The sequence below is a fragment of the Aliamphritea hakodatensis genome, from assembly GCF_024347195.1.
GTDB classification, from domain to species: domain Bacteria; phylum Pseudomonadota; class Gammaproteobacteria; order Pseudomonadales; family Balneatricaceae; genus Amphritea; species Amphritea hakodatensis.
In genome coordinates this window covers 3,000,452-3,023,048 of the sequence record NZ_AP025281.1, presented here as the reverse complement: position 1 = coordinate 3,023,048, position 22,597 = coordinate 3,000,452, and the positions used below count along the sequence as shown (strand labels likewise).

18 protein-coding genes are annotated in these 22,597 nt (G+C 53.4%); 16 read left to right on the top strand and 2 right to left on the bottom strand.

The features are described 5' to 3' along the window. Window positions 1-146: 146 nt before the first annotated feature. The 9 genes from tolQ (at window position 147) to PCI15_RS13910 (ending at window position 7,585) form a co-directional block, all read left to right on the top strand. Window positions 147-827 carry a protein TolQ gene (gene tolQ, locus PCI15_RS13950; RefSeq protein ID WP_271270564.1) on the top strand — a complete coding sequence of 227 codons (681 nt, stop codon included), beginning with the start codon at window positions 147-149 and terminating at the stop codon, window positions 825-827. A gap of 12 nt (window positions 828-839) precedes the next feature. Then, window positions 840-1,256, top strand: coding sequence for a protein TolR (tolR, locus tag PCI15_RS13945; protein WP_271270563.1), 417 nt, complete (start codon window positions 840-842; stop codon window positions 1,254-1,256). Between the two features lie 7 nt (window positions 1,257-1,263). After that, window positions 1,264-2,337, top strand: a complete 1,074-nt coding sequence (tolA, locus tag PCI15_RS13940) for a cell envelope integrity protein TolA (RefSeq protein WP_271270562.1) — start codon at window positions 1,264-1,266, stop codon at window positions 2,335-2,337. Continuing rightward, entirely contained in the window at window positions 2,334-3,632 is a 1,299-nt protein-coding gene (gene tolB / locus PCI15_RS13935; protein WP_376787814.1) for a Tol-Pal system beta propeller repeat protein TolB, read from the top strand. Before tolA ends, tolB begins: the two co-directional genes overlap by 4 nt. Before the next feature lie 322 nt (window positions 3,633-3,954). After that, complete coding sequence (gene pal, locus PCI15_RS13930; protein WP_271270561.1) at window positions 3,955-4,458, top strand: peptidoglycan-associated lipoprotein Pal; 504 nt, start codon at window positions 3,955-3,957, stop codon at window positions 4,456-4,458. 20 nt (window positions 4,459-4,478) lie between these two features. Then, window positions 4,479-5,234, top strand: coding sequence for a tol-pal system protein YbgF (gene ybgF / locus PCI15_RS13925; RefSeq protein WP_271270560.1), 756 nt, complete (start codon window positions 4,479-4,481; stop codon window positions 5,232-5,234). Window positions 5,235-5,282: 48 nt separating this feature from the next. Then, window positions 5,283-5,966: a 7-cyano-7-deazaguanine synthase QueC gene (gene queC, locus PCI15_RS13920; RefSeq protein ID WP_271274620.1), complete on the top strand. Its 684-nt coding sequence runs from the start codon at window positions 5,283-5,285 to the stop codon at window positions 5,964-5,966. A 124-nt stretch (window positions 5,967-6,090) separates the two neighbouring features. Further along, window positions 6,091-7,143 (top strand): quinolinate synthase NadA, encoded by a 1,053-nt coding sequence (nadA, locus tag PCI15_RS13915; RefSeq protein ID WP_271274619.1) that lies wholly within the window; start codon window positions 6,091-6,093, stop codon window positions 7,141-7,143. A gap of 1 nt (window position 7,144) precedes the next feature. Continuing rightward, window positions 7,145-7,585: a c-type cytochrome gene (locus tag PCI15_RS13910; RefSeq protein WP_271270559.1), complete on the top strand. Its 441-nt coding sequence runs from the start codon at window positions 7,145-7,147 to the stop codon at window positions 7,583-7,585. A 68-nt stretch (window positions 7,586-7,653) separates the two neighbouring features. On the opposite strand, the gene PCI15_RS13905 is transcribed toward PCI15_RS13910, so the two are convergent. After that, a complete protein-coding gene (locus tag PCI15_RS13905; protein WP_271270558.1) occupies window positions 7,654-8,082 on the bottom strand; it encodes a MaoC family dehydratase in 429 nt (142 codons plus the stop codon). Between the two features lie 320 nt (window positions 8,083-8,402). On the opposite strand from PCI15_RS13905, the gene PCI15_RS13900 reads away from it, so the two are divergent. After that, entirely contained in the window at window positions 8,403-10,187 is a 1,785-nt protein-coding gene (locus PCI15_RS13900) for an acyl-CoA dehydrogenase (protein ID WP_271270557.1), read from the top strand. A gap of 69 nt (window positions 10,188-10,256) precedes the next feature. On the opposite strand, the gene PCI15_RS13895 is transcribed toward PCI15_RS13900, so the two are convergent. Beyond that, window positions 10,257-11,075 carry a mechanosensitive ion channel family protein gene (locus PCI15_RS13895; protein WP_271270556.1) on the bottom strand — a complete coding sequence of 273 codons (819 nt, stop codon included), beginning with the start codon at window positions 11,073-11,075 and terminating at the stop codon, window positions 10,257-10,259. A 290-nt stretch (window positions 11,076-11,365) separates the two neighbouring features. Here PCI15_RS13895 and PCI15_RS13890 point away from each other — a divergent pair, with 290 nt between their 5' ends. The 6 genes from PCI15_RS13890 to recD all read left to right on the top strand — a co-directional run bounded on the left by PCI15_RS13890 (window position 11,366) and on the right by recD (window position 22,588). Beyond that, window positions 11,366-11,752: a hypothetical protein gene (locus PCI15_RS13890; RefSeq protein ID WP_271270555.1), complete on the top strand. Its 387-nt coding sequence runs from the start codon at window positions 11,366-11,368 to the stop codon at window positions 11,750-11,752. 616 nt (window positions 11,753-12,368) lie between these two features. After that, window positions 12,369-13,196, top strand: coding sequence for a hypothetical protein (locus PCI15_RS13885; RefSeq protein WP_271270554.1), 828 nt, complete (start codon window positions 12,369-12,371; stop codon window positions 13,194-13,196). Window positions 13,197-13,294: 98 nt separating this feature from the next. Beyond that, window positions 13,295-13,498 carry a hypothetical protein gene (locus PCI15_RS13880; RefSeq protein WP_271270553.1) on the top strand — a complete coding sequence of 68 codons (204 nt, stop codon included), beginning with the start codon at window positions 13,295-13,297 and terminating at the stop codon, window positions 13,496-13,498. 61 nt (window positions 13,499-13,559) lie between these two features. Next, window positions 13,560-16,886, top strand: coding sequence for an exodeoxyribonuclease V subunit gamma (gene recC / locus PCI15_RS13875; RefSeq protein WP_271270552.1), 3,327 nt, complete (start codon window positions 13,560-13,562; stop codon window positions 16,884-16,886). Further along, window positions 16,879-20,568 carry an exodeoxyribonuclease V subunit beta gene (gene recB, locus PCI15_RS13870; RefSeq protein ID WP_271270551.1) on the top strand — a complete coding sequence of 1,230 codons (3,690 nt, stop codon included), beginning with the start codon at window positions 16,879-16,881 and terminating at the stop codon, window positions 20,566-20,568. The genes recC and recB overlap by 8 nt, the downstream gene beginning before the upstream one ends. Beyond that, on the top strand, window positions 20,555-22,588 hold the full coding sequence (gene recD / locus PCI15_RS13865; RefSeq protein WP_271270550.1) for an exodeoxyribonuclease V subunit alpha: 2,034 nt from the start codon (window positions 20,555-20,557) through the stop codon (window positions 22,586-22,588). The genes recB and recD overlap by 14 nt, the downstream gene beginning before the upstream one ends. Window positions 22,589-22,597: the final 9 nt, after the last annotated feature.

Below are 22,597 nucleotides of genomic sequence, written 5' to 3'. Positions count from 1 at the left end.
CTGTACTAAAGCACGCCAGAAAACTGCCTGCCGGATCAGCAGCCAAATAATTGAATTTTGTAAAAAAGATAAAGATTTTAATTCTTTATCCGGCTACTATCTCATGCTAAATAATTTTTTTTGTATAAACGGAAGAGGTTCAGACTGTGCCGGATAAAATGTCGATCTGGAGTCTGGTGGTAAATGCCAGCGTAGTTGTTCAACTGGTTATGTTACTGCTGTTACTTGCATCGGTCGTTTCCTGGGTAATGATTTTCCAGCGTCACGCTGTATTACGCCAGGCAAAACAGAAATTACATTATTTTGAAGACCGTTTCTGGTCCGGTATGGACCTCAGTCAGCTGTTCCGGGAAGTCAATCATTCCCCGGATGCTGATAACGGTGCTGAAAATATTTTCCGGGCCGGCATTAAAGAGTTTACCCGTCTTAATCAGCAGCCAGGTGTGGATGCGGATGCCGTGATGGATGGTGCGCAGCGTAGCATGCGAGTGGCACTGGCCCGTGAAGAAGAGCGTCTGGAAACCAATTTGCCTTTCCTGGCGACGGTCGGTTCTACCAGCCCGTATATTGGTCTGTTCGGTACCGTATGGGGGATCATGAACTCTTTCCGCGGGCTGGCAAATGTCCATCAGGCGACACTGGCATCCGTTGCACCGGGCATTTCCGAGGCTCTGATTGCAACGGCTATCGGTTTGTTTGCGGCAATCCCCGCGGTCATTGCCTACAACCGCTACTCTGCTCAGACTGAAACACTGATGAACAGCTACGAAACCTTTGCCGATGAGTTTTCCAGTGTGCTGCACCGCCGTGCACATGCCGGACAATAAACGGTTAATGTTATGATCAGACGTCAGAAAAAATCCCGTAAGCTGAACGCCGAAATCAATGTGGTTCCCTATATTGATGTCATGATGGTGCTGCTGGTTATCTTTATGATAACCGCGCCGATGCTTACTCAGGGCGTTAATGTTGAACTGCCACAGGCGGGTGCAGATCCGGTAGATACCCAGGACAACGAACCGGTTATTGTCACGGTTGATAAAGACGGCAACTATTATATTGATATCGGCGGTGATCCGGCGGAAGCCGTCAGCGAAGATGTGGTGTTTGAGCGGGTTAGCAAAGTGCTGGCAACGAACCCAAAGACGCTTTTGCTGGTCAGAGGTGATAAGGGTGTCGATTATGAAGCCGTTGTGATGCTGATGACATTGTTGCAACAGGCCGGTGCCCCGAGTGTTGGCCTGGTGACTGAGTAAAGCAACTGTGAATTCCCGATCTTATATCATACCTACGTTTCTCGCTGTATCACTGCATGCAGTTGTGCTGACGCTGTTATTTAATTCATGGTTTGGCCATGCGGACGATGAACGTAAGGTTACGCCGCGTCATGTTCAGGCGAGCATTGTTGACCTGACATCCAAGAGTAAAGCATCAGAAGCGCAGGCGAAGAAACGAGAAGAAGCCCGCAAAAAAGCTGAAGAACTGAAAAAACAGCAGGCTGAACAGAAGAAAGCGGAAGACGCGAAACAGGAAGCGGAACGTAAAAAGGCTGAAGACGCTAAGCAGGAAGCGGAGCGCAAGAAGGCTGAAGAAGTTAAGCAGGAAGCCGAGCGTAAAAAGGCTGAAGAGCAGAAAAAGGAAGCGGAGCGGAAGAAAGCTGAAGTGGCTAAGCAGGAAGCTGAGCGCAAAAAAGCCGAGCAGGCTAAAAAGTTAGCTGAACAGAAGAAAGCAGAAGAGGCCAAACGTAAGAAAGAAGCCGAACGTAAAAAGGCTGAAGAGGCTAAGCGCAAAAAAGAAGCCGAACGTAAGAAAGCTGAAGAGGCTAAGCGTAAGAAAGAAGCAGAGCGTAAGAAAGCAGAAGAAGCTAAGCGTAAAAAAGACGCTGAACGTAAGAAAGCTGAAGCAGCTAAGCGTAAGAAAGAGGCTGAGCGTAAAAAGGCTGAAGCTGAGCGGAAAAAGGCTGAGGCAGCATTACAGGCTGCACTTGATGCTGAAATTGCCGAAGAAGCCCGTATTGCACAGGAGCTGGCCGATGCTGCCAGCGTAAATAGTTATACTGCCTATATTAAAGGTGAAATTCAGCGTCGCTGGAGCCGTCCGCCCAGTGCGAGGAATGGCATGAAGGTAACGCTGACGATTCATTTATTCCCCACAGGAGAAGTGGACAACGTCTACGTGAAGCGCTCCAGTGGTGATGCATTGTTTGATGAGAGCGCCATTCGGGCGGTGAAGCGTGTTGAACGGTTCGATCAGTTGCAGGACATGCAGTCTGCATTGTTTGACCGGCAGTTCAGAAAATTTGATTTGTTATTTAACCCTGGAGATCTTCGTCAATGAGCAGAATGTTGTCCGGCACAATCATGGTATGCCTACTCTTTTTCAGTTTACTTGCCAGGGCTGAATTAACCATTGAAATTACCGAAGGGGTGGACGAGCCAACCCCAGTGGCGGTTGTGCCTTTTGCCTGGAGCGGTAATACCGCATTACCGCAGGATATTGCAGAAATTGTCACCAATGACCTGAAAACCACTGGCCTGTTCTCGATGATGTCTCAGGACAATATGCTGAGCTTCCCGTCGGAGCGTTCAGGTGTGTTTTTCCGGGACTGGCGGGTATCCGGGACGGATTTTCTGGTGATTGGCCGGATTAATCCGCAGGTGGACGGCAATCTTGAGGTGGCCGTAGAAATGTTCGACGTGCTCAAAGAAGAACGCATTTTGGGGGAGGTGGTGAATGCCAACTTCTCGAATCTGCGGGCTGTGGCACACTATATCAGCGATAAAATTTATGAAGCCCTGACCGGTATCCGCGGTGCGTTTTCGACCCGTATAGTGTATGTAACCGCAGATCTGGTCCGTTCCGGCGTTTACGATTATAAGCTGCAAATGGCGGATGCGGACGGTTACGGCGCGCAGACCATTCTTCAGTCTGATGAGCCTATCATGTCACCGACCTGGTCCCGTGACGGCACTAAGCTGGCTTACGTCTCCTTCGAAACCGGCCGTCCCGCAATTTACATCCAGTATCTGTCTACCGGTCGCCGTGAAAAGGTTCAGTCATTCTCGGGCCTCAACGGTGCGCCAGCGTGGTCGCCTGATGGCAATAAACTGGCACTGGTGCTGTCGAAGGACGGCAACCCTGAAGTGTATGTTCTGGATCTGGTACAGCGCCGTTTAAACCGGGTGACGCATCATTTTGGAATTGATACGGAACCTTCCTGGACACCTGATGGTCAATCATTGATCTTCACGTCAGACCGGGGTGGCCAGCCACAGATTTATCAGGTCTATTTACCGACCGGTGATATTACCCGTCTGACGTTTGAAGGTAACTACAATGCCCGTGGTCGTCTGACTCAGGATGGTCGTTACCTGACCATGGTGCATCAGCAGGGCGGTTCTTTCCATATTGCTGTTCAGGATTTGCAGAGCGGCCGTCTGGATCTGCTGACACAGACAGCGATGGATGAATCGCCAACGATTGCACCAAACGGCAGCATTGTAATGTACGCAACCCAGGCCGGTGGCCGGGGTGTATTAGGGGCGGTGTCTCTGGACGGTAATGTTAAATACCGTCTGCCATCCGATCGCGGTGATGTTCGTGAGCCGGCCTGGTCACCGTTTCTTAACTGATGCGTTTTAAATAGGCTGTCTGTCTGGCAGGCAGCCTGACCGGTTTCACGTAAGCAGTTGACAGGGAACAATAATAAAGGGTTCTCTGGCTATTGAACTCTTGCGGGAACCACTTAGAATATGCAGTTCTGTGCTTAATGCGGAAAAGATCATGCCAAATTCCAGATGATCGTCGCAAAATGCCACGCAGGACTTGTGTAAAGCCAGTGTAGTTGGGGCAAAGCTATTGCATTCATGGCTGGCAAGCTTTAATTTAGGCAACCATACGTTGCATTAATTTTCGGTTCATTATGAACCAGTTAGAAAACTTTAGGAGTCGTCAATGCAAGCTAAGAATATCAGCAAAGCAGTTGCTTTAGCGCTGACTGTGGTATGGGCTGCCGGTTGTAGCACCACATCTCAAAATACTACTGAAGGCGCGGCTGGCGATACCAGCACTACGTCTACTACCAGCACTGCTTCAAGCAGTGTTTCCGGTAACGCAATGGATCAGGTTAAGAGCCTGGATAACACCTTCTACTTCGACTTCGACCAGTACACACTGAAGCCTGAAGCTGTTGCTGCGCTGCGCGGTCACGCTAAATACCTGGCGTCTAACCCGTCTGCAAAAGTAACGCTGGCAGGTCACGCCGATGATCGCGGTACCCGTGAATACAACATCGCTCTGGGTGAGAAGCGTGCTAAAGCAGCTGCGCGTGTTCTGACGATTAACGGTGTTTCCAGCAGCCAGATCGAAGTCATCAGCTACGGTGAAGAAAAGCCAGCAGTTGTGGGTAACAACCCATCTGCATGGGCTCAGAACCGTCGTGCTGTTCTGACTTACTAAGCGTAGGTAAGCAATAACACATGATTAAAGCATGTTCTGTTACTGCTATGGCGCTGGTGCTTTCAAGCACCGGCGCTTACGCTGCTGATCCGGTACCGGTAATTGAGCTTCAGGTACAGGAAGGTTCAGGCAGCAATTTTTCTCAGGGTAGCGCCGCTAACGGCGATATCCTCCAGTTGCTTGAACAGCTGCAGCGCGAAGTTCAGTCTTTGCGGGGCACGGTTGAAAAGCAGCAATATCAGATCAAGAAGATGGAACGGGATGCCCGTGACCGTTACCGTGATCTGGACCGGCGAATTTCTGCTGCACAGCAAGGTGTAGCGGCGAATGGCCCGGCGTCACCGGCAGGTGAAAATACAGGTGCTGATACAGCCGCAACAGGCACTTCAGCGCCGGCATCTTCAACACAGGTCACCGATGTTGAAGCGTATCAGGCCGCTTTCGCGCTGGTGCGTCAGAAAGATTACGCTGCCGCACTGAGTGCTTTTGATTCTTTTATTGATACCTATCCTTCCAGCCCGCGGTTAGCCAATGCTTATTACTGGCTTGGCGAGGTAAATCTGGCTGAGCAGAATGTTGAACCTGCGCAGCAGGCCTTTCAGTATGTACTCGATAATTTTGCCAAGCACCGCAAGGCCGCAGATGCCAGTTATAAGCTTGGCGTGATCTACAAACAGCTTGGTGATGCCGCTAAGGCAAAATCGTATTTTGAGCAGACTGTTGCTCAGTATCCCGGATCATCTGCTGCCAGTCTGGCGCAGGATCACCTTAAGTAACAACTTCAATGATGGCAGTCAGCACTGGCTGCCCGTGACAGATTAATGATGAATACTTCTCCGAACAAAGCGGTAGTGCTTTTATCCGGCGGTCTGGACTCTGTGACCGCACTGGCAATGGCTCAGGAAGCCGGCTACGAATGTTATGTACTCAGTTTTGATTACGGTCAGCGTTCTCAGACCGAGCTGAATGCCGCAAAGACAATTGCTGCCAAGATGAAGGTGGCTGATCATAAGGTTGTTCGTTTGCACCTTGAAGACTTTGGCGGCTCTGCTTTAACTGACGACACTATTGATGTGCCGGTTGAAGAAGAAGAAGGCATTCCGGTTACCTATGTGCCGGCCCGTAATACGGTGTTTATGTCACTGGCGCTGGCCTGGGCGGAAGTGCTGGAAGCTAAGTATATTTCCATTGGTGTGAATGCAGTTGATTATTCAGGCTATCCGGATTGCCGTCCGGAATATGTAACAGCCTTTGAAACCATGGCGAATCTGGCAACCAAAGCCGGTGTGGAAGGGGATGGCATTAAGATCCTGACTCCGCTGATTGATCTGACTAAGTCTGAAATCATTGCTGAAGGTAACCGTCTCGGCGTGGACTATGGTCTGAGTGTGTCCTGCTATCAGGCTGATGATGATGGCCGTGCCTGCCGCGAATGCGACAGCTGCCGCATCCGTGCCAAAGGCTTTGCCGACGCCGGCGTTGCCGATCCTACCCGTTACCAGCCGTAAGCTTTCTCTGGCGGAGCATGCCGGTGATGCCAAAAGCACCGGCAACAATGCTATACTCCGCAGCTTAAGAAAAACCGACCCTTACTTACAGCGTAAACGCTGTGTTGATGACAAGATCTACACAATGCTAACGAAACACGAATTAGATGACCGTATTCTGGTCCAGGAACACCTCGCACGGGAACGTTTGCCGGTTGATGTTGACCAGGCTCAGCGGGAAGAATACAAACAACGGATCAAGCAGTTACTGATTGAGAAAGATGCCTGTCTGGTAGCCCATTATTACACCGAAGAAGTCTTACAGGAGCTGGCGGATGAAACCGGCGGCTGCGTTTCTGATTCGCTGGAAATGGCGCGGTTCGGGAATCAGCATTCTGCCAAAACGCTGGTAGTTGCCGGGGTGCGTTTCATGGGCGAGACAGCCAAAATACTCAACCCTGAAAAACGTGTTCTGATGCCAACGCTGGAAGCAACCTGTTCACTTGATCTGGGATGTCCGGAAAAAGAATTTACAGCATTCTGTGACGCTCACCCTGATCACGAAGTGGTGGTTTACGCCAATACTTCTGCCGCAGTAAAAGCCCGTGCTGACTGGGTGGTCACCTCCGGGATTGCGCTTAAGGTCGTTGAACATCTGGCGGATCAGGGTAAGAAGGTTATCTGGGCGCCGGATAAGCATCTGGGTGAGTATGTTCAGAAACAGACCGGTATTGAAATGCTGATGTGGGATTCCTCCTGCATCGTCCATGAAGAATTTAAGGCACAGCGTCTTCTGGATATGAAACAGGTATACCCGGATGCTGCGGTACTGGTTCACCCGGAATCCCCGGACCCGGTGGTACAGATTGCTGATGTGGTGGGGTCCACCACCCAGATCATCAACGCCGCCCGTGACCTGCCAAACAAGCAGTTTATCGTTGCGACGGATAAGGCGATTTTCTACAAAATGCGTCAGGCTGCGCCGGATAAAGAGTTTATCGAAGCACCTACTGGTGGTTCCGGTGCCACATGCCGCAGCTGTGCACACTGTCCGTGGATGGCCATGAACGGTCTGGAAAATGTTCTCAGCGCGCTGGAAAACGGCACCGATGAGGTCATTGTTGACGATGCACTGCTGGATGACGCCCGCCGTCCTCTGCAGCGGATGCTCGACTTTTCCAGTCAGATGGTGAAGTAATATGCTGCGTTCGGCAATCGTAGCCAGTGTGCTGGGAATGGGCGTAATGCTCGCCGGGTGCGACGGTATGCCTGGCGGTGAACCGGATCTGAACGCACTGGCTGAGCAGTGGAATACACCTGCTAAACAGTGGAGTGAAGCTGATTTGCTGCGCCTTGACCGTGGTCAGAAATTCTATAAGCGCACCTGCGCCGCCTGCCATATGGGAACCGGTGAAGGTCAGGTCAGTGTGGGCGCGCCGGCACTTAAAGATAATGCTTTTGTCAGCGATGAAGTTGAGCCGCTGATTGAGCTGGTGCTCGAAGGTAAGGGTACGATGCCGGGTTTTTCTCATTCCGTGACCGGTATGGAGCTGGCGGATATCCTGACCTACATTTCGAATGCCTGGGGTAATGACAGTGGCATGACCTTCTCGATGGAGCAAGTTGACGCGCTGCGCTGATCCGCTTCTGAATCTTAAAAAAAACCGGCTTATGCCGGTTTTTTGTTATCTGAAGGCTGTTTTACCGGTTAGCCGCGTTTGTCGACCATCAGCAGTGCGTAACCGGTAGCAACCAGTTTATCCCCTACATGTACGTCGGTGCGCATCTTCACACGGCGGCGGCGCTGATCGATTTCCTCAATTGTGCCGGTTGCTTTCGCAGTATCACCGATCAGCACCGGAGCCTTAAACTTAATCTGCTGGTCGAGGTAGATACAGCCCGGTCCCGGAAGCTTGGTACCGGCAACGGTGGAAATCAGGGCACCACAAAACATGCCGTGAACAATTCGTTGTTTGAAAGGCGTAGATGCGGCGTATTCTTCATCCAGATGCACCGGGTTGGTGTCGCCGGACAGTTCAGCAAACAGGTTAACATCGGCTTCGCTGATGGTTTTTTCGTAGGAGTCACTCATGCCTACTTCCAGATCTTCCAGATAGTAGCCGTGTAAATCTTGCATACATTTTCCTCTTGTCTGCAATTGTATCGCGCAGCCCGGTGATGCAGTTGCCGGGCAGCATACAGGTTTCAGAATCAGGCGTTATGCGGTCGGTTAAGCAGGTTTATGATCCGTTGCCGGTGACTGTTTTAACCTTCCGACAATCTTATACTGGAAATATAAGTGAAAACCCTTATAAAATGATGGGCGCACTGATCATCAGGGTGTTAAGTAAAACATGCTTTTGCCCCTTAGCGAAGGTCAGAACAGAAAAATACACGGCTTCCTGACATAAAAAAGCCCTGTCTGCAGGGCGGTACAGTAAAAGAGTGGAATAGGTTATGGCGGAATACAGAGCACCGGTTGCGGATATGCGGTTTACCCTTAAACATGCAGCGGGTTTGCAGCAGCTGGCAAAGCTGCCCCAGTTTGAGGATGCCAGCGATGACATGGTTTCGGCGATTCTTGAAGAGGCCAGCAGAATTGCCGGTGAAGTGCTGGCGCCACTGAATATCAGCGGAGATCAGCAGGGCTTGCAGCAGCATGATACAGAGGTACAGACACCGGCCGGATTTCGGGAAGCCTATCAGGCATTTATCGAAGGGGGCTGGGGCTCTTTACAGTTTGATCCCGGTCACGGCGGGCAGGGCATGCCCTATGTGCTGTCCATTGCTGTTATGGAAATGTGGCAGGCGGCCAATATGAGCTGGGGATTGTGTCCGTTACTGACCCAGGGCGCAGTTGAGGCGCTGGCAAGCAGTGCCAGTGATGAGTTGCAACAGGCTTATTTGCCAAAACTGATCAGTGGCGAATGGACCGGCACCATGAATCTGACTGAACCCGCTGCCGGGTCTGATCTGTCGGTTATCCGCACTAAGGCCGTACCAAACGGTGATCATTACCTGATCAGCGGGCAAAAGATTTTTATCACCTGGGGTGAGCATGATATGGCGGAGAACATCGTCCATCTGGTGCTGGCCCGTTTACCGGATGCCCCACCGGGAGTGAAGGGGATTTCGCTATTTCTGGTACCTAAATTTCTGCCCGACGCGTCGGGTAACCCTGCTAGCCGGAATGACTGTCGGGTTGTGTCCCTTGAACATAAGCTGGGTATCCATGCCAGCCCGACCTGTGTGATGTCCTACGGAGACAATGATGGCGCTGTGGGTTATCTGGTGGGCGCTGAAAATCAGGGGCTGGCCTGTATGTTCAAAATGATGAATAACGCCCGACTGGCCGTAGGGTTGCAGGGTGTGGCGATTGCGGAAAGAGCCTATCAGCATGCGGTGGAGTTTGCCCGTGAACGGGTGCAGGGCCGTGCGGTGGGATTTGATCAGGCCGGCCCGATTATCCGTCATGCTGACGTGCAGCGTATGCTGTTGACCATGCGGGCGCTCACTGAAGCGGGCCGGGCGCTGACTTATGATGCCTGCGCCAGTATTGACTGGGCGGCACAGAACCAGCATGAAGATCTGCAGAAAACTCACAGTGCCCGGGCGGCATTGCTGACCCCTGTTGTTAAAGGCTGGTGTACCGAGCTGGCACAGGAAGTTACCTCACTGGGGGTGCAGGTCCATGGTGGGATGGGCTTTATCGAAGAAACCGGTGCTGCTCAGTACTACCGGGATGCACGCATCCTGCCTATTTATGAAGGTACTAACGGTATTCAGGCGATGGATCTGGTGGGGCGTAAGCTGATTTTTGATAATGCTGCTGCTTTTAATGCATTGATGGCAGAAATCCGGGCAGATATCGGTAGCGCAGAGGCTGTCGGTTTAACTGTTCAGGCTGAGGCTCTGAAGGCTGCAGTAGAGTGCTGGGAAGGTTGTGCTGAGTTTATTCTTCTGCACCAGGCCGGTGATCCTCAACTGGCCGGGGCGGTGGGGCAACATTTTCTGATGCTATCCGGCTATGTCTGCGGTGGCTGGCAGTTACTGCGTCAGGTCGTTGCCTGTCAGTCTGAGGCTGACATCAGTCCGCAGTATAAGGCGGGAAAGCAAAAGGTTTGTGATTTCTATCTTCAGCAGATTTTGCCACGTATTCAGGGCCATGCTGAAACCTTACGAAAGGGCAGCGCTGCGGTTATTGCGATGTCTGAGGAAGAGTGGCTGAGTGCCATCGGTTAAAGGCATTCACGGAAATGTTCAGACAAAAAAAAGGGCCTTCATGATGAAGGCCCTTTTTGTTTGAGTTATTTAGTCTTGGGAGATCATATGAATATCCCGCTGAGGGAACGGAATGGTGCAGCCTGCCGCTTCAATGGCTGACTTCAGCGCCACCCGGCTGTCAAAGAAGAAAGACCAGTAGTCTTCTGTTTTCACAAAGCCGCGTACCAGAAAGTCTACAGAGCTGTCATTCAGGTTAACGACGGCAACCACATTGCCTTCATCCTGCAGAATGCGGGCATCTTCAGCCAGTACCGCTTCCATCGCCGTTTTAGCTTTGCCCAGATCATCGCTGTAAGCAACGCCTATGTTGACTTCAACGGCCCGGATATCGCTGTGGGTGTGGTTGATGATGTTGCCATTAGCCAGTGGGCCGTTAGGGATGATAACAGTACGTTTATCAAAGGTTTGCAGGGTAGTAACGAAGATACCGATGTCGCTGACCATGCCTTCCAGCCCCTGGGCTTCAATATAATCACTGACTTTGAATGGCCGGAAGATCAGAATCATCACGCCGCCGGCAAAGTTAGACAGGCTGCCCTGCAGTGCCAGGCCAACTGCCAGTCCTGCAGCGCCGAGAACAGCGATAAAAGACGTTGTTTCAATGCCGACCATCGAGGCAACGCTGATGATCAGCAGTGCCTTGAGTAAGACGTCCAGTGCGCCGCTGAGAAATTTAGCCAGGGTTTCATCCGGAAAGTGGCTGATCATGGTGGTTCTGGAAAAATAGCTGATTTTTTTGATGACCCACAGGCCGATAATCAGTACCGCAATCGCCAGCAGTATCTGTCCGCCGTAAAGGGTGGCAAGGTTTATAAGGTTCTCGTATTGCGACTCTAGGATGTCCATAGGGTTACCGTTGTTGTGATGAATGTGATGAGCAAGTTGCTGTGAAAAAGCCAGGAAACGGGTAAATGGTAACCGGTCAATCCTGTCATCTGGCTGAACAGGAAACCGCTTTGTGGCTGTTTCTGAATAAGGGGGCTGGCACCGGAGCGGGTCTGGCTGTCAGACGGTAGTATCTGTAAGCCTTTGCAGGTAAGCTTCTGGTTGCTGAAAGGCTGGGGGAAGTTTTATGTTCTGCCGGGTGTTTTCAGCAGCTGATACCAATTTTTTATGTGTTGTTACGACGGGCATCTATGATCACCAAAATTTTTATTACTCTCGCTGTTATTGCTGCCTGTTATTTTTATCTGAAGTTCAAACGAAAACGTGTCGCAGCGTCGCAGCCTGCTGCACGGGTAATTCCTGATACAGATATTGATCCGCGTCCTCCGTTTCGCCTACTGGCTGTTATTCTGGTGGTTTTGGCGCTGGTGGGCGGAGCGTCGGTAGCGGCCTACCACTGGTATGATGGCCGTACGCTGCTGAGTGTACAGTTAACCCCGGCAGGGGAGGGGGAAAGCCGTGATTATCAGGTGTATAAACGGGATCTTGAACTGCGCCGTTTTACCACGGTTGAAGGTCAGATTGTCCGGGTTGCAGATTCAGACAGGCTGATTGTCACTGAGGTGCCGCAGGACTGAGCTCCTGAATCCGGCTGTCAGACATAAAAAAAGCCACGGTATTAGGGGATACCGTGGCTTAATGAATGTTGATGAAACTTTCATTAGGGAAATACAACGCTGCGGCTTAATTATAACTGCTTAGCGTTTGAATTCCGGCAATTATTACTTGTGATGTGAGTGCCTGAACTCTGCAGCGCGGATTAAAAGTATTGGTCCCAATAATGAATTCGTCAAGGGGTTTTCTGCTTAATTTTTAGTCTGTTTTATCGCTTTTCAGTGCTGTTCTTCAGGTGCCTGATCGGTAGCTATCTTTATTAAATACTTGAATAAAATCTTCTAACTTCATGAAACCTTGTGTGTTTTGTTCGGGTTTTTTGCGGTTTTATGTTGATGTATCCGATTGGAATGGTCTCGCTTAACGCAACTGCAAAAATACTGTGTAGTACGTTTGCCCGCCTGATGCCCCGGTATTCCCGTCTCTGTGTTTTGATTTCAAACCCATAATGGTTAGTCAGTCGACCTTTTGCCTATATCCCAACTTGGGTTTTAACCTATAGTTCCCATACGTTTTAGGGACCGTCAGATAGATGGCTGCCTGCGGGTTATATAAGGGACAATACAGGGAATCAGGACGATGAAAAAATTGGGCCTCAGGGGCCGGTTTGCAGGCTTTACAGGGATAGTCATTATGGTGTTTGTCAGCGCAGCTGCTGTACAGACTTTGTTGCTGCAGGGGCAGCGTGATGACTGGCATAACCTTAAGGATCAGGCGCTGGCCCGTGATCACTTGTTAACGGAAATCCGCTCGCAGCTGGGATACGGATCACTGATCCATAATTTCAAGAATTACGTGTTGCGGGGTCAGGCCGGTTATTACCGGCAACTCACAGAAAATCATGCGGCGTTGAGCAGTGGAATTAAACGCTATCGCCAGCTCGACGGACTGACGATGTCAGAAGGCAATGCTCTGGATAATATTCAGCGGGTGGCGGATCAGTATCTGGCTTCAGCGACCGCCGTCAGAAATTTGCTGGCCCGGGGGGCTGACAGCGGCAGTATAGATAAGAGCGTCAAAATTTCCGATGAGCCTGCCATTCAGGGGCTTTCTGATCTGCAGGCCCGCTACGCTGAGTTGCTGGCAAAGTATGTCAGGAAAATTGAGTCCCGGGCGGATCCTGCATCCGGCACCGCATTCGTGCTGATGGCAGCATCACTTGCAGTCATTCTGCTTGTCGCGTTGCTGTTTTACCGCTATCTCAGCGCCCAGCAACGTGCAGTACGTACAGTGCCAGGTAGTCAGCCTCACGGTGTGGCAGGAGAAATCAGTAACGAAGACGGCAGCATTGCAAACAGCGGAGCGCAGCATGTCAGCCGTATATTCCTGTTGTCCGAAGAAACCGCCGCAGCCGTTGAGCGGAATAAAGCCGTGATTGCAGAACTGGATCATAAAGCGCAGCAGTGAGTGATGTGCCAGGGTGATTTTAAAGTCAGTGAATGGGCTTGTGTGCGGTTAGGGTTCTTGTAAAATGTTGGTTTTAAAGACATGCCTGAAGAGCGAACATGAAGAGTTATCTGTTTACTACAGAGAATGACCGCGGCGGTGTAATGCTGTGTGATATAGAAGATTTTGATGAAGCCATTGTGTATCTTCGTAAGCGCTTTAAAGGGGTGGTCAGCGTAGTTGCCGGTGAGGAAAACTGGGAGTTGCCGCCTGAAGAGCGTGAATCAGCCTTACCGCCGGACCCCGCTGCACCGGACACCTGATATGTACGCGTAGCCTTGCTGCGCCGCTCTGACCGCCCTTGCTGTTGCAGGGGCTTTTTGTTTGTATGGTTTATCGCAACTGAGTGCCCCGTACCCTATGTTCCGAATCTATCACTCGAACTCACTTGAGTTACAGAAAGATCTGCTGGTGGAAATGATCCGCCGTGAGCCATTACCCAATCCGTTCAGCCGGGAGCAGATCCTGGTACAGAGCCCCGGGATGGCACAGTGGCTTAAGCTGGAGCTGGCGGAACGGCTGGGCATTGCTGCCAATATTGAATTCCCGCTGCCGGCATCTTTCCTGTGGCGAATATTTACCCAGGTTTTATCCAGTGTGCCGGAGCGTTCGGCGTTTAACAAAGAAGCCATGACCTGGTTGCTGGTGAGGCTGTTACCGGATTACCTTTCTCAGGATGAGTTTCTGCCCTTGCAGCAATACCTGCGGGGGGATGATGACGGCTATAAGCTGTATCAGCTGAGTGCTAAAGTCGCGGATATATTTGATCAGTATCTGGTGTACCGGCCCGACTGGATCGCCGCCTGGGAAGCGGGTGATCCGCTGCATGATATTACAGAGTCACAACCCTGGCAGCCTAAACTCTGGCAGGCGCTGGTCGCTGAGGTCGCCGGGCTGGGGCAGCCCCACTGGCACCGGGGTAATATGTTCAATGACTTTCTGGCTTCGCTGCGCAGCGGCGCTTTCGACACCTCGCAACTGCCGGAACGGGTATATGTGTTCGGTATTTCGGCATTACCCGGTAATTTCATCGAAGCATTGCAGGCGCTGGGTAAGCAGGTGGATGTCCATCTGATGGTGAATAATCCGTGCCGGTATTTCTGGGGAGACATTGTCGACCCTAAATACCTGGCCAGATTACATCAGCGCTGGCTGTCCAAGCCGGGTATGACTGAACAGAACTATTACAGCCACGGCAATCCGCTGCTGTCTTCCATGGGCAAGCTGGGCCGGGACTATCTGTATCAGTTGCAGGAACTTGGGGCTGAGGAAGTCGAGCTATTTGAATCTCCCCTGACGGATCAGCGACAGGGGCTCTTACAGCATATCCAGCACGATATTTTGCACCTGGATGATCCGGCGGCCAACAAGCTGTTGTCTGATGCTGAAAAACGTCAGATAGCATCCGATGATCAGTCCCTGATGCTGCACAGTGCCCACAGCCATCTGCGGGAAGTGGAAGTGCTGTACGATCAGCTGCTGGCGATGCTGGATGAAGATCACAGCCTGACGCCCCGGGACATTATCGTCATGGTGCCCGATGTCGCCACCTATGCACCTTACATTGAGGCGGTGTTCGGCAACGCGCCGGCAGGGCGCTTTATCGGCTATTCCATCTCCGACCGGACCGCCCAGCAGGAAAGCCCGTTACTGATGAGCTTTTTTGCGCTGCTATCCCTGCCTCAGAGCCGGTTAACCGTATCGGATGTACTGGCCATTCTGGAAGTGCCTGCTGTCTTACGCCGCTTCCAGCTGGATGAAGCGGGCTTTGAACGGTTACGCCGCTGGATTGATCAGACCAACATCCGCTGGGGGCTGGATGGCAGGCAGCGCTCCGGCATGGAGTTGCCGGCATTTGAACAGAACTCCTGGCAGTTTGGTCTGAAACGGATGCTCGCCGGTTATGCCATGGGTGGCAGCGATGAGCTGTGGCAGGGCATTGATCCTTATGCCGAGATCGAAGGCATTGAAGCCCGGGATCTGGGACAGCTGGCCGAATTCATTGAATTGCTGGAGTTTTGCCTGAGCAGCCTCAGCGAACCTCGCAGTATTGAGGACTGGTTACAGATCATTAACCACCTGCTGAACAGTGCTTATGATCCCGATGCCGCCGACGAAGTGGTCCTGAATCAGATCCGCGAAGCGCTGGAGAGCCTCAGTAATACCCTGCAGGAAAACCGTTTCGAAGCGCCACTCAGTGCGCAGGTCTTCAACGACTGGCTGCAGGAACATCTTGGGAGTCAGCGTTCCAGCCAGCGTTTTCTGGCGGGAGCGGTCAACTTCTGTACCCTGATGCCTATGCGGGCGATTCCTTTCCGGGTGGTCTGTTTGCTGGGAATGAACGACAGTGTTTACCCGCGGAGTATCGCCCCGGTCGGTTTCGATCTGATGGTGAAACACACCCGCCGCGGGGACCGTTCCCGCCGGGATGACGACCGTTACCTGTTCCTTGAAGCGCTCCTGTCTGCACAGGAACGGTTGTATATCAGTTATCTGGGGCGCAGCGCGCAGGACAATTCCCCCCGGGTACCCTCAGTACTGGTCAGTGAGTTATTTGAATACTGTCAGCAGAACTATATCGATGAGCAGGGTGGGCTGGCCGTAACAGAATTCACCGAGCACCCTTTGCAGCCGTTTAACCCGGCGTATTTTGGTCAGCATCCGCACTTATTCAGTTATGCGGATGAATGGTTACCGGCGGCAGGAGGCGGGGGTGAACAGCCGGATCAGTTCCTTACCCAGCCACTGGAAGCGGAGGCATTGCCAACGCTGGAGCTGAAAGACCTGCTGGCGTTTGCCCGTAATCCCGTGAAGCATTTTTTCCAGCGCCGTTTGCAGGTGTATTTTCTGGATCACAGCATCGTTAACCAGGATGAGGAACCGTTTCAGCTGGATGGTCTGGAAGGGTATCAGCTGAAGCAGCGCCTGCTGCTGGCGGCCCTGAATGGTGAAAGCCTGAATAAGCTGCTGGCAAGGGTAGAGGCGGCCGGTGAACTGCCGTACGGGCTGGCGGGGCAGCTACAGACCCGCAAACTGGTGCATGACTGTCAGGAAATGGCGCAGAAAATGGAAGCCTATTACAGCGGACAGCCTGCACGCCGGGAATGCCGTCTCACCCTTGAGCTGGAGGATGGCAGTGCAACAGAGCTGACCGGCTGGCTGGATGATTACCATGAAAACCGTCTGTTACGTTACCGTCCGGCCCATTCAAAAGGGCGGGATATGATCAGCCTGTGGCTTGAGCATCTGGTCAGTATGGCCCATGACAACCATCATGATTCCTGGTTCTTCGGGCTGAATGGCCGGCACGGGTTCAAAATGTTTTCTGCCGCCAAAGCCAGAGGGCATCTGCAGGACTGGCTGAACCTGTACCGCCGGGGGCTCTGTGAACCACTGCCGCTGCCTGCAGACACTGCCTGGGAATGGCTGACGGTGAATGAGGAAAAAGGCCCGGAGACGGCCGCTCAGAAAGCCGAGAGCCGTTTTAACCATGATGCTTTCAGTCCGGGAGAGTCTGCCGATGCCTATATTGCCCGGGTCTATCCGGAGTTTGCCTCGCTGGGTGAAGCATTTGTACAGCTGACCGAACAGTGTTATCAGCCCATGCTGGCCTGGTACGAAACTTCAAATGAGCAGGACGCCGATGACTGAATCTGTAATCCCACGGGATGTTACACCGGAGCAGCTAAACCCGCTGACGTTTCCCCTGCATGGTCAGCGGCTGATTGAGGCCAGTGCCGGTACCGGCAAAACCTTTACCATTGCCGCGCTGTATTTACGCCTGCTGCTGGGCCATGGTGCCGACGGCGCCGGCAGAGAGGCCCCGCTGAGTGTGGATCAGATCCTGGTGGTGACCTTTACCGAAGCGGCCACCGAAGAACTGCGGGAGCGGATCCGGGCACGGATTCAGCAGGCCCAGCAGGCATTTTTAGCGGTGGCTGGCGATGGCACATTGTCGGATGATCCGATCCTGCGGCAGTTGCTGGTGGATCAGGGCAACGCTGAAGCACAGCTGCGGGCGGCCAAACTGCTGGAACTGGCTGCCCGGCAGATGGATGAAGCGGCAATTTTTACCATTCACGGTTTCTGTCAGCGGATGCTCAAACAGCATGCCTTTGAAAGCGGTGCGCTGTTTGCCACAGAGCTGCTGACCGACGATGCAGATCTGCGCCGCCAGGCGTTACTGGATACCTGGCGCAGCCTCAGTTACTGCCTGCCGGAGGCCCTGACCGAAGCCTTGCTGCAAATCTGGCCGACCCCCGACCGCTATATGCAAACCCTGCGGCCGTATCTGGGGCAGACTGAAGCAGAGTTTACCCCGGATTGTCGCGGCTATGATTTGCTCAGTGGCTGGCAGGATTATCAGCAAAAACTGCAGGGGTTCCGTGAACAGTGGCTGGCCGGTGAAACGGATCTGGCTGAACTGATTCAGAGCTCAGGCGTAAACAAAAATGCTTACCGCAAGGCCTATGTACCGAAATACATCGCCGTCATTGACAGTTTCGCCCGGGGAGACATCCGGCAGGTACCGGAAGCGGAAATACAGCGGTTCCGGCAGTCGGTGCTGGCGACGAAAACCCCGGCGGGCAAGGCGGTACCTGAACATCCCTTGTTTGACCTGTGTGATGCATACTTTGAGTGGCGGCTGCCCCTGCGGGAAATTCTGATTCATCAGGGGCTTGAACAGCTGAATGCACGTTACAGCCTGCTTAAACAGCGGCTAAGTGTGCTTTCGTTTGATGATTTGCTGAGTAACCTTGACCGGGCATTGCAGCGCGATACCCACAATATTCTCGGGCAGCGCATTGCTGAGCAGTACCCGGTGGCGCTGATCGACGAATTTCAGGACACTGATCCCCTGCAGTACCGGATCTTCAGCCATCTGTATGGCGGCAGCGAGTCCACCGGCCTGTTTATGATCGGTGACCCTAAGCAGGCGATCTACGGTTTCCGCGGGGCGGATATCTTTACCTATATTCAGGCCCGCCGTGCGGTTCAGGCACACTATACCCTTGGCACGAACTGGCGCTCTGCCAGTAAAATGATTCAGGGGGTAAACCGCCTGTTTGACTATCATTCCGCGCCGTTTATGTACAACCGGGACATTCCGTTCCTGCCGGTGGATGCGGCGAATAAGGCCGACAAGACGCCTTTTACGCTGGCAGGGCAGCCGCAGACACCGCTGAATCTGTGGTTCGGCGAACGGGAAATTCAAAGCAAGAAATCTTATCTGAACAGTATGGCGCAGGCCTGTGCCAGTCATATTGCCGATGTGCTGGCGGCCGCTGCCCGGGGCGAAGCCCTGATCGGGGACCGGCCGGTAGCAGCGAAAGACATTGCCATTCTGGTGCGTGACCGGACTGAAGCCAATGCGGTGCGTCAGGCGCTGGCGGGCCGTGCTGTGGCCAGTGTCTATCTCAGTGGCCGGGAAAGTGTATTTAACAGCCAGGAAGCGGTGGACCTGAACCTGATTCTGCAGGCTATCCAGCATCCGCAGGATGAGCGCCGGTTGCGGGCCGCGCTGGCAACCGGTCTGTTAGATTACCCAGCCAGCTTTTTAGAGCGGTTAAACCGGGATGAACAGTTGTGGGAAGGCCTGGTGGCGGAGTTCAGTGGCTATCATGATTGCTGGCTGAGTCTGGGCATCTTACCTATGCTGCGGCGGTTACTTGTCCGCCGGCAGCTGGCCGAGCAATTGCTGGCTGGCGAGCAAGGCGAGCGGCGTCTGACGGACCTGCTACATCTCGGTGAAATACTTCAGCGGGTAAGTCTTGAGCAGGACAGCATGACCAGCCTGATGCGCTGGTTCAGTGATCAGCTATTGGCGCCTAACGGTGAAAATGATGAACAGCGCTTGCGGCTGGAAAGTGACCGGGCGCTGGTGACTGTGATTACTGTCCATAAGAGTAAAGGTCTGGAATATCCGCTGGTGTATCTGCCTTTTGCCTGTACGTTTAAGCCGGCTACCCAGGCCAGCTATCACGATGATGACGGCCATTATAAAATTGATCTGACCGCCGCGGACGAAGCGTTGGCTGCGGCGGATAAAGAGCGGCTGGCGGAAGATGTCCGCCTGCTGTATGTGGCACTTACCCGTTCGGTATACGCCTGTTATGTGGGGCTGGCAAACCTCCAGGATGGCCGCCGTAAGGCCAGCGGGCTGGCCCGCAGTGCGCTGGGGTATCTGCTGTTACAGGGCGATGCCGGTACGCTGCCGGGTAAAAAAGCCCCGGTGCCGGATCTGGATGCCCAGCTGGACAGCCTGCTGGCGACCGCAGAAGGCTCGATAACCGTCACAGAACCCCCAAGGCCTGTGGCAGCCGCACAACAGTCGCTGTTTGCCGAAGAGGATCGCGGCATTCCTGATTCCGGGGTCTCACCACAGGGCGGAACTGCAGAGCCTGAGGCGCGACAGTTTGCCCGGCGGTTATTGCGTGACTGGCGAATCTCCAGTTATTCAGCGCTGACCAGCCATGCCAGCCACAGTCTGCCAAACCTCCCGGGGCTGGATCTGGAAGTGGCGGATGAAGCCGACAGCGGAACCGATAGCGGCGCGGATGCGGCACCGGTCTACGATATTTTTACCTTCCACAAAGGGGCCCAGGCCGGTACCTTCCTGCACGAAATATTTGAATCGGTAGATTTTACCGATTACCACACGCCTGAGGTGGCAGAACTGCTGGAAGCCCGCAGTCAGGTGATGGGCTATGAACCGGAATGGTTACCTGTATTACAGCAGCTGCTGGATGATGTGCTGCAATGCCCGCTGAATATTGAAACCGGTCTCACTCTCGGCCAGATCAGCAACGCGCAGCGCTTAGTGGAAATGGAATTTATGTTGCCGTCTGAAGGGCTGAACGCCAGCGGTTTAAATGCGCTGGTGGCGCGTCATGATCCTCTTTCTCAACATGCACCGCCGCTGGATTTCGCACCGTTACGGGGCATGCTCAAAGGTTTTATCGATCTGGTGTTTGAGTATCAGGGGCGCTATTACATTCTCGATTACAAATCGAATCACCTGGGCAGTTCGACAGACGATTACAGCCCTGAAAAACTGGATCAGGCCATGTTGGAACACCGTTATGATCTGCAGTATCAGCTCTATACGCTGGCGTTACACCGCCTGCTTGCCAGCCGCTTACCGGGTTACAGCTATGAACAGCACTTTGGTGGCGTGTACTACCTGTTCCTGCGGGGGATGCGGGCTGGTATGCCGGGCTACGGTGTTTTTTATAACCGGCCGGCACTGGCACTGGTGACTGAAATGGATGCACTGTTCAAAGCAGAACTGAACACTGTTCCTGCGATGGAGGCTGGTAATGAAACCCTGTGAGCCTGTCCTGAATGATTGTTTTGACGCTTTGCTCCGGGCCCGTCAGCAGAACCTGCTAAGGCCACTGGATTATCAGTTTGCCCGTTTTATCTGCGAACAGGACAGCGCTGCTGATCAGCATCTGGCATTGTTGGCAGCCTTCACCAGTTATCAGTTGGGTCGGGGGGATGTTTGCCTGCCGCTGGAGCGGATTGCCAGTTTGGTGGATGAATGGCCGAAAGGGCTGCGCAAAGAGTTCCGGCTGTTATTTAATGCACTGGAGAGCGACTGCCTGCGGCCGCCGTCGGTCGGCGCTGAAGCAGCCCCGGTTACTGATGATATGCCGGTAACGCTGGATATGTTTGCAGAACCTCCGGCGCCAACCGTACCCGCAGGCGCTGTGCCAACAGTTGCTTTAAGTGACCGTTACAGCAGCATGGGTGAGCCGGGTGAAGAGGCGCCGCTGATCTTTGACGGCGAACGCTTATACCTGCAGCGCTACTTCAGCTTTGAGGCCTATCTGAACAGCCAGATTACCCGGTTGGCACAGCCGTTGACGGTAGACGAGTCAAGCCTTAAGCAGGGGCTTGCACAGCTGTTTACAGCCGATCCGGCGCAGCCGGTTGACTGGCAGCAGGTCGCTGTTGCGGTCGCCCTGCGGCGGCGTTTCAGTATCATCAGTGGCGGCCCGGGTACCGGGAAGACGACCACAGTAACCCGGTTACTGGCACTGTATGTTCAGCAGCAGTGTTTACAGCATGGCGCAGATTTTGTGCCGGCGATTAAACTGGCCGCGCCAACGGGTAAGGCGGCGGCAAGGCTGAGTGAATCCATTGCCCAGGCCCGTGATCAGCTGAATATAGCCCCGGAGATTATCCAGCGGATTCCGGTGGAAGCTACGACAATTCACCGTTTACTTGGCACCATTCCTAACAGTAAATCTTTCCGGCATAACGCCGAAAACCCGCTGCACCTTGAATTGCTGGTGGTGGACGAAGCGTCCATGATTGATTTGCCCATGATGGCAAGGCTGCTGGCAGCGCTCCCGCCACAGGGGCGCATCATTCTGATTGGTGACAAACATCAGTTGGCCTCGGTAGAGGCGGGCAGTGTGCTGGGGGACATCTGCGCCTGGCATTTGCAAGCAGGCGGTAGTCAGTCTGTGACATCTGCTGAGCTGCAGTACAGTACAGATCAGGCGGGCTATCTGAGTCGGGTGTGTGGGCTGGACGCCGGCAGCGTTGCCGGTGGACAGCGTGCAGTCGCCGACAGCCTGGCGCTGTTGCGGCACAGCTATCGTTTTGATGCTGCCAGCGGCATTGGCCAGTTGGCGGCGGCGATCAATGGCGGCGATGCCACGCAGATTGAGCCGGTACTGAAGAAAGGATATGAGGATATTGATTTTATACCGTTATCTTCTGACAGTTATCCGCAACTGATCGAGGCCGCTGCGCAAGGGTATTCAGACTATCTGCGGGCGTTACGGGCCGGTGCGGCACCGCTGGCGGTACTGAATGCTTTTGCCCGGGTTCAGCTGCTGGCGGTATTGCGTCAGGGTGTATACGGCGTTGAAGGGCTGAATCAGGCGCTGGAGCAGCGGCTTAACCGTATGGGGCTGATTCAGACCGGCCAGCAATGGTATCCGGGCAGGCCGGTCATGATCGTCCAGAATGATCACCAGTTAGGGCTGTATAACGGTGACATAGGCATTGTTCAACCTGATGAAGATGGCCGGGTGAGGGTCTGGTTTGAAGATCCGCACCATCCGGACGGTGTCAGAGGTGTTTTGCCCAGCCGGTTGCCGGGTCATGAAACCGTATTTGCGATGACCGTGCACAAAAGTCAGGGCTCTGAGTTTGCCCGGGTGCTGATGATCCTGCCGCCGGAAGACGGCCCGCTGATGACCCGCGAACTGGTTTATACCGGGGTGACCCGGGCGAAACAGCGGCTGGAATTGTACGCCCGCCTGACCAGCCTGAAAGGCGCTACTGCCCGCCGCACTGAGCGGGCCAGTGGTCTGGGCCCTAAGCTATGGACATGAGCTATGGCC

What these genes read in the sequence shown, in the direction of transcription:
- tolR (WP_271270563.1), top strand. Translation starts at nt 840, where the DNA reads ATGATCAGACGTCAGAAAAAATCCCGTAAGCTGAACGCCGAAATCAAT.
- tolB (WP_376787814.1), top strand. Translation starts at nt 2,334, where the DNA reads ATGAGCAGAATGTTGTCCGGCACAATCATGGTATGCCTACTCTTTTTC.
- pal (WP_271270561.1), top strand. Translation starts at nt 3,955, where the DNA reads ATGCAAGCTAAGAATATCAGCAAAGCAGTTGCTTTAGCGCTGACTGTG.
- ybgF (WP_271270560.1), top strand. Translation starts at nt 4,479, where the DNA reads ATGATTAAAGCATGTTCTGTTACTGCTATGGCGCTGGTGCTTTCAAGC.
- queC (WP_271274620.1), top strand. Translation starts at nt 5,283, where the DNA reads ATGAATACTTCTCCGAACAAAGCGGTAGTGCTTTTATCCGGCGGTCTG.
- nadA (WP_271274619.1), top strand. Translation starts at nt 6,091, where the DNA reads ATGCTAACGAAACACGAATTAGATGACCGTATTCTGGTCCAGGAACAC.
- PCI15_RS13910 (WP_271270559.1), top strand. Translation starts at nt 7,145, where the DNA reads ATGCTGCGTTCGGCAATCGTAGCCAGTGTGCTGGGAATGGGCGTAATG.
- PCI15_RS13905 (WP_271270558.1), bottom strand. Translation starts at nt 8,082, where the DNA reads ATGCAAGATTTACACGGCTACTATCTGGAAGATCTGGAAGTAGGCATG.
- PCI15_RS13900 (WP_271270557.1), top strand. Translation starts at nt 8,403, where the DNA reads ATGGCGGAATACAGAGCACCGGTTGCGGATATGCGGTTTACCCTTAAA.
- PCI15_RS13895 (WP_271270556.1), bottom strand. Translation starts at nt 11,075, where the DNA reads ATGGACATCCTAGAGTCGCAATACGAGAACCTTATAAACCTTGCCACC.
- PCI15_RS13890 (WP_271270555.1), top strand. Translation starts at nt 11,366, where the DNA reads ATGATCACCAAAATTTTTATTACTCTCGCTGTTATTGCTGCCTGTTAT.
- PCI15_RS13885 (WP_271270554.1), top strand. Translation starts at nt 12,369, where the DNA reads ATGAAAAAATTGGGCCTCAGGGGCCGGTTTGCAGGCTTTACAGGGATA.
- PCI15_RS13880 (WP_271270553.1), top strand. Translation starts at nt 13,295, where the DNA reads ATGAAGAGTTATCTGTTTACTACAGAGAATGACCGCGGCGGTGTAATG.
- recB (WP_271270551.1), top strand. Translation starts at nt 16,879, where the DNA reads ATGACTGAATCTGTAATCCCACGGGATGTTACACCGGAGCAGCTAAAC.
- recD (WP_271270550.1), top strand. Translation starts at nt 20,555, where the DNA reads ATGAAACCCTGTGAGCCTGTCCTGAATGATTGTTTTGACGCTTTGCTC.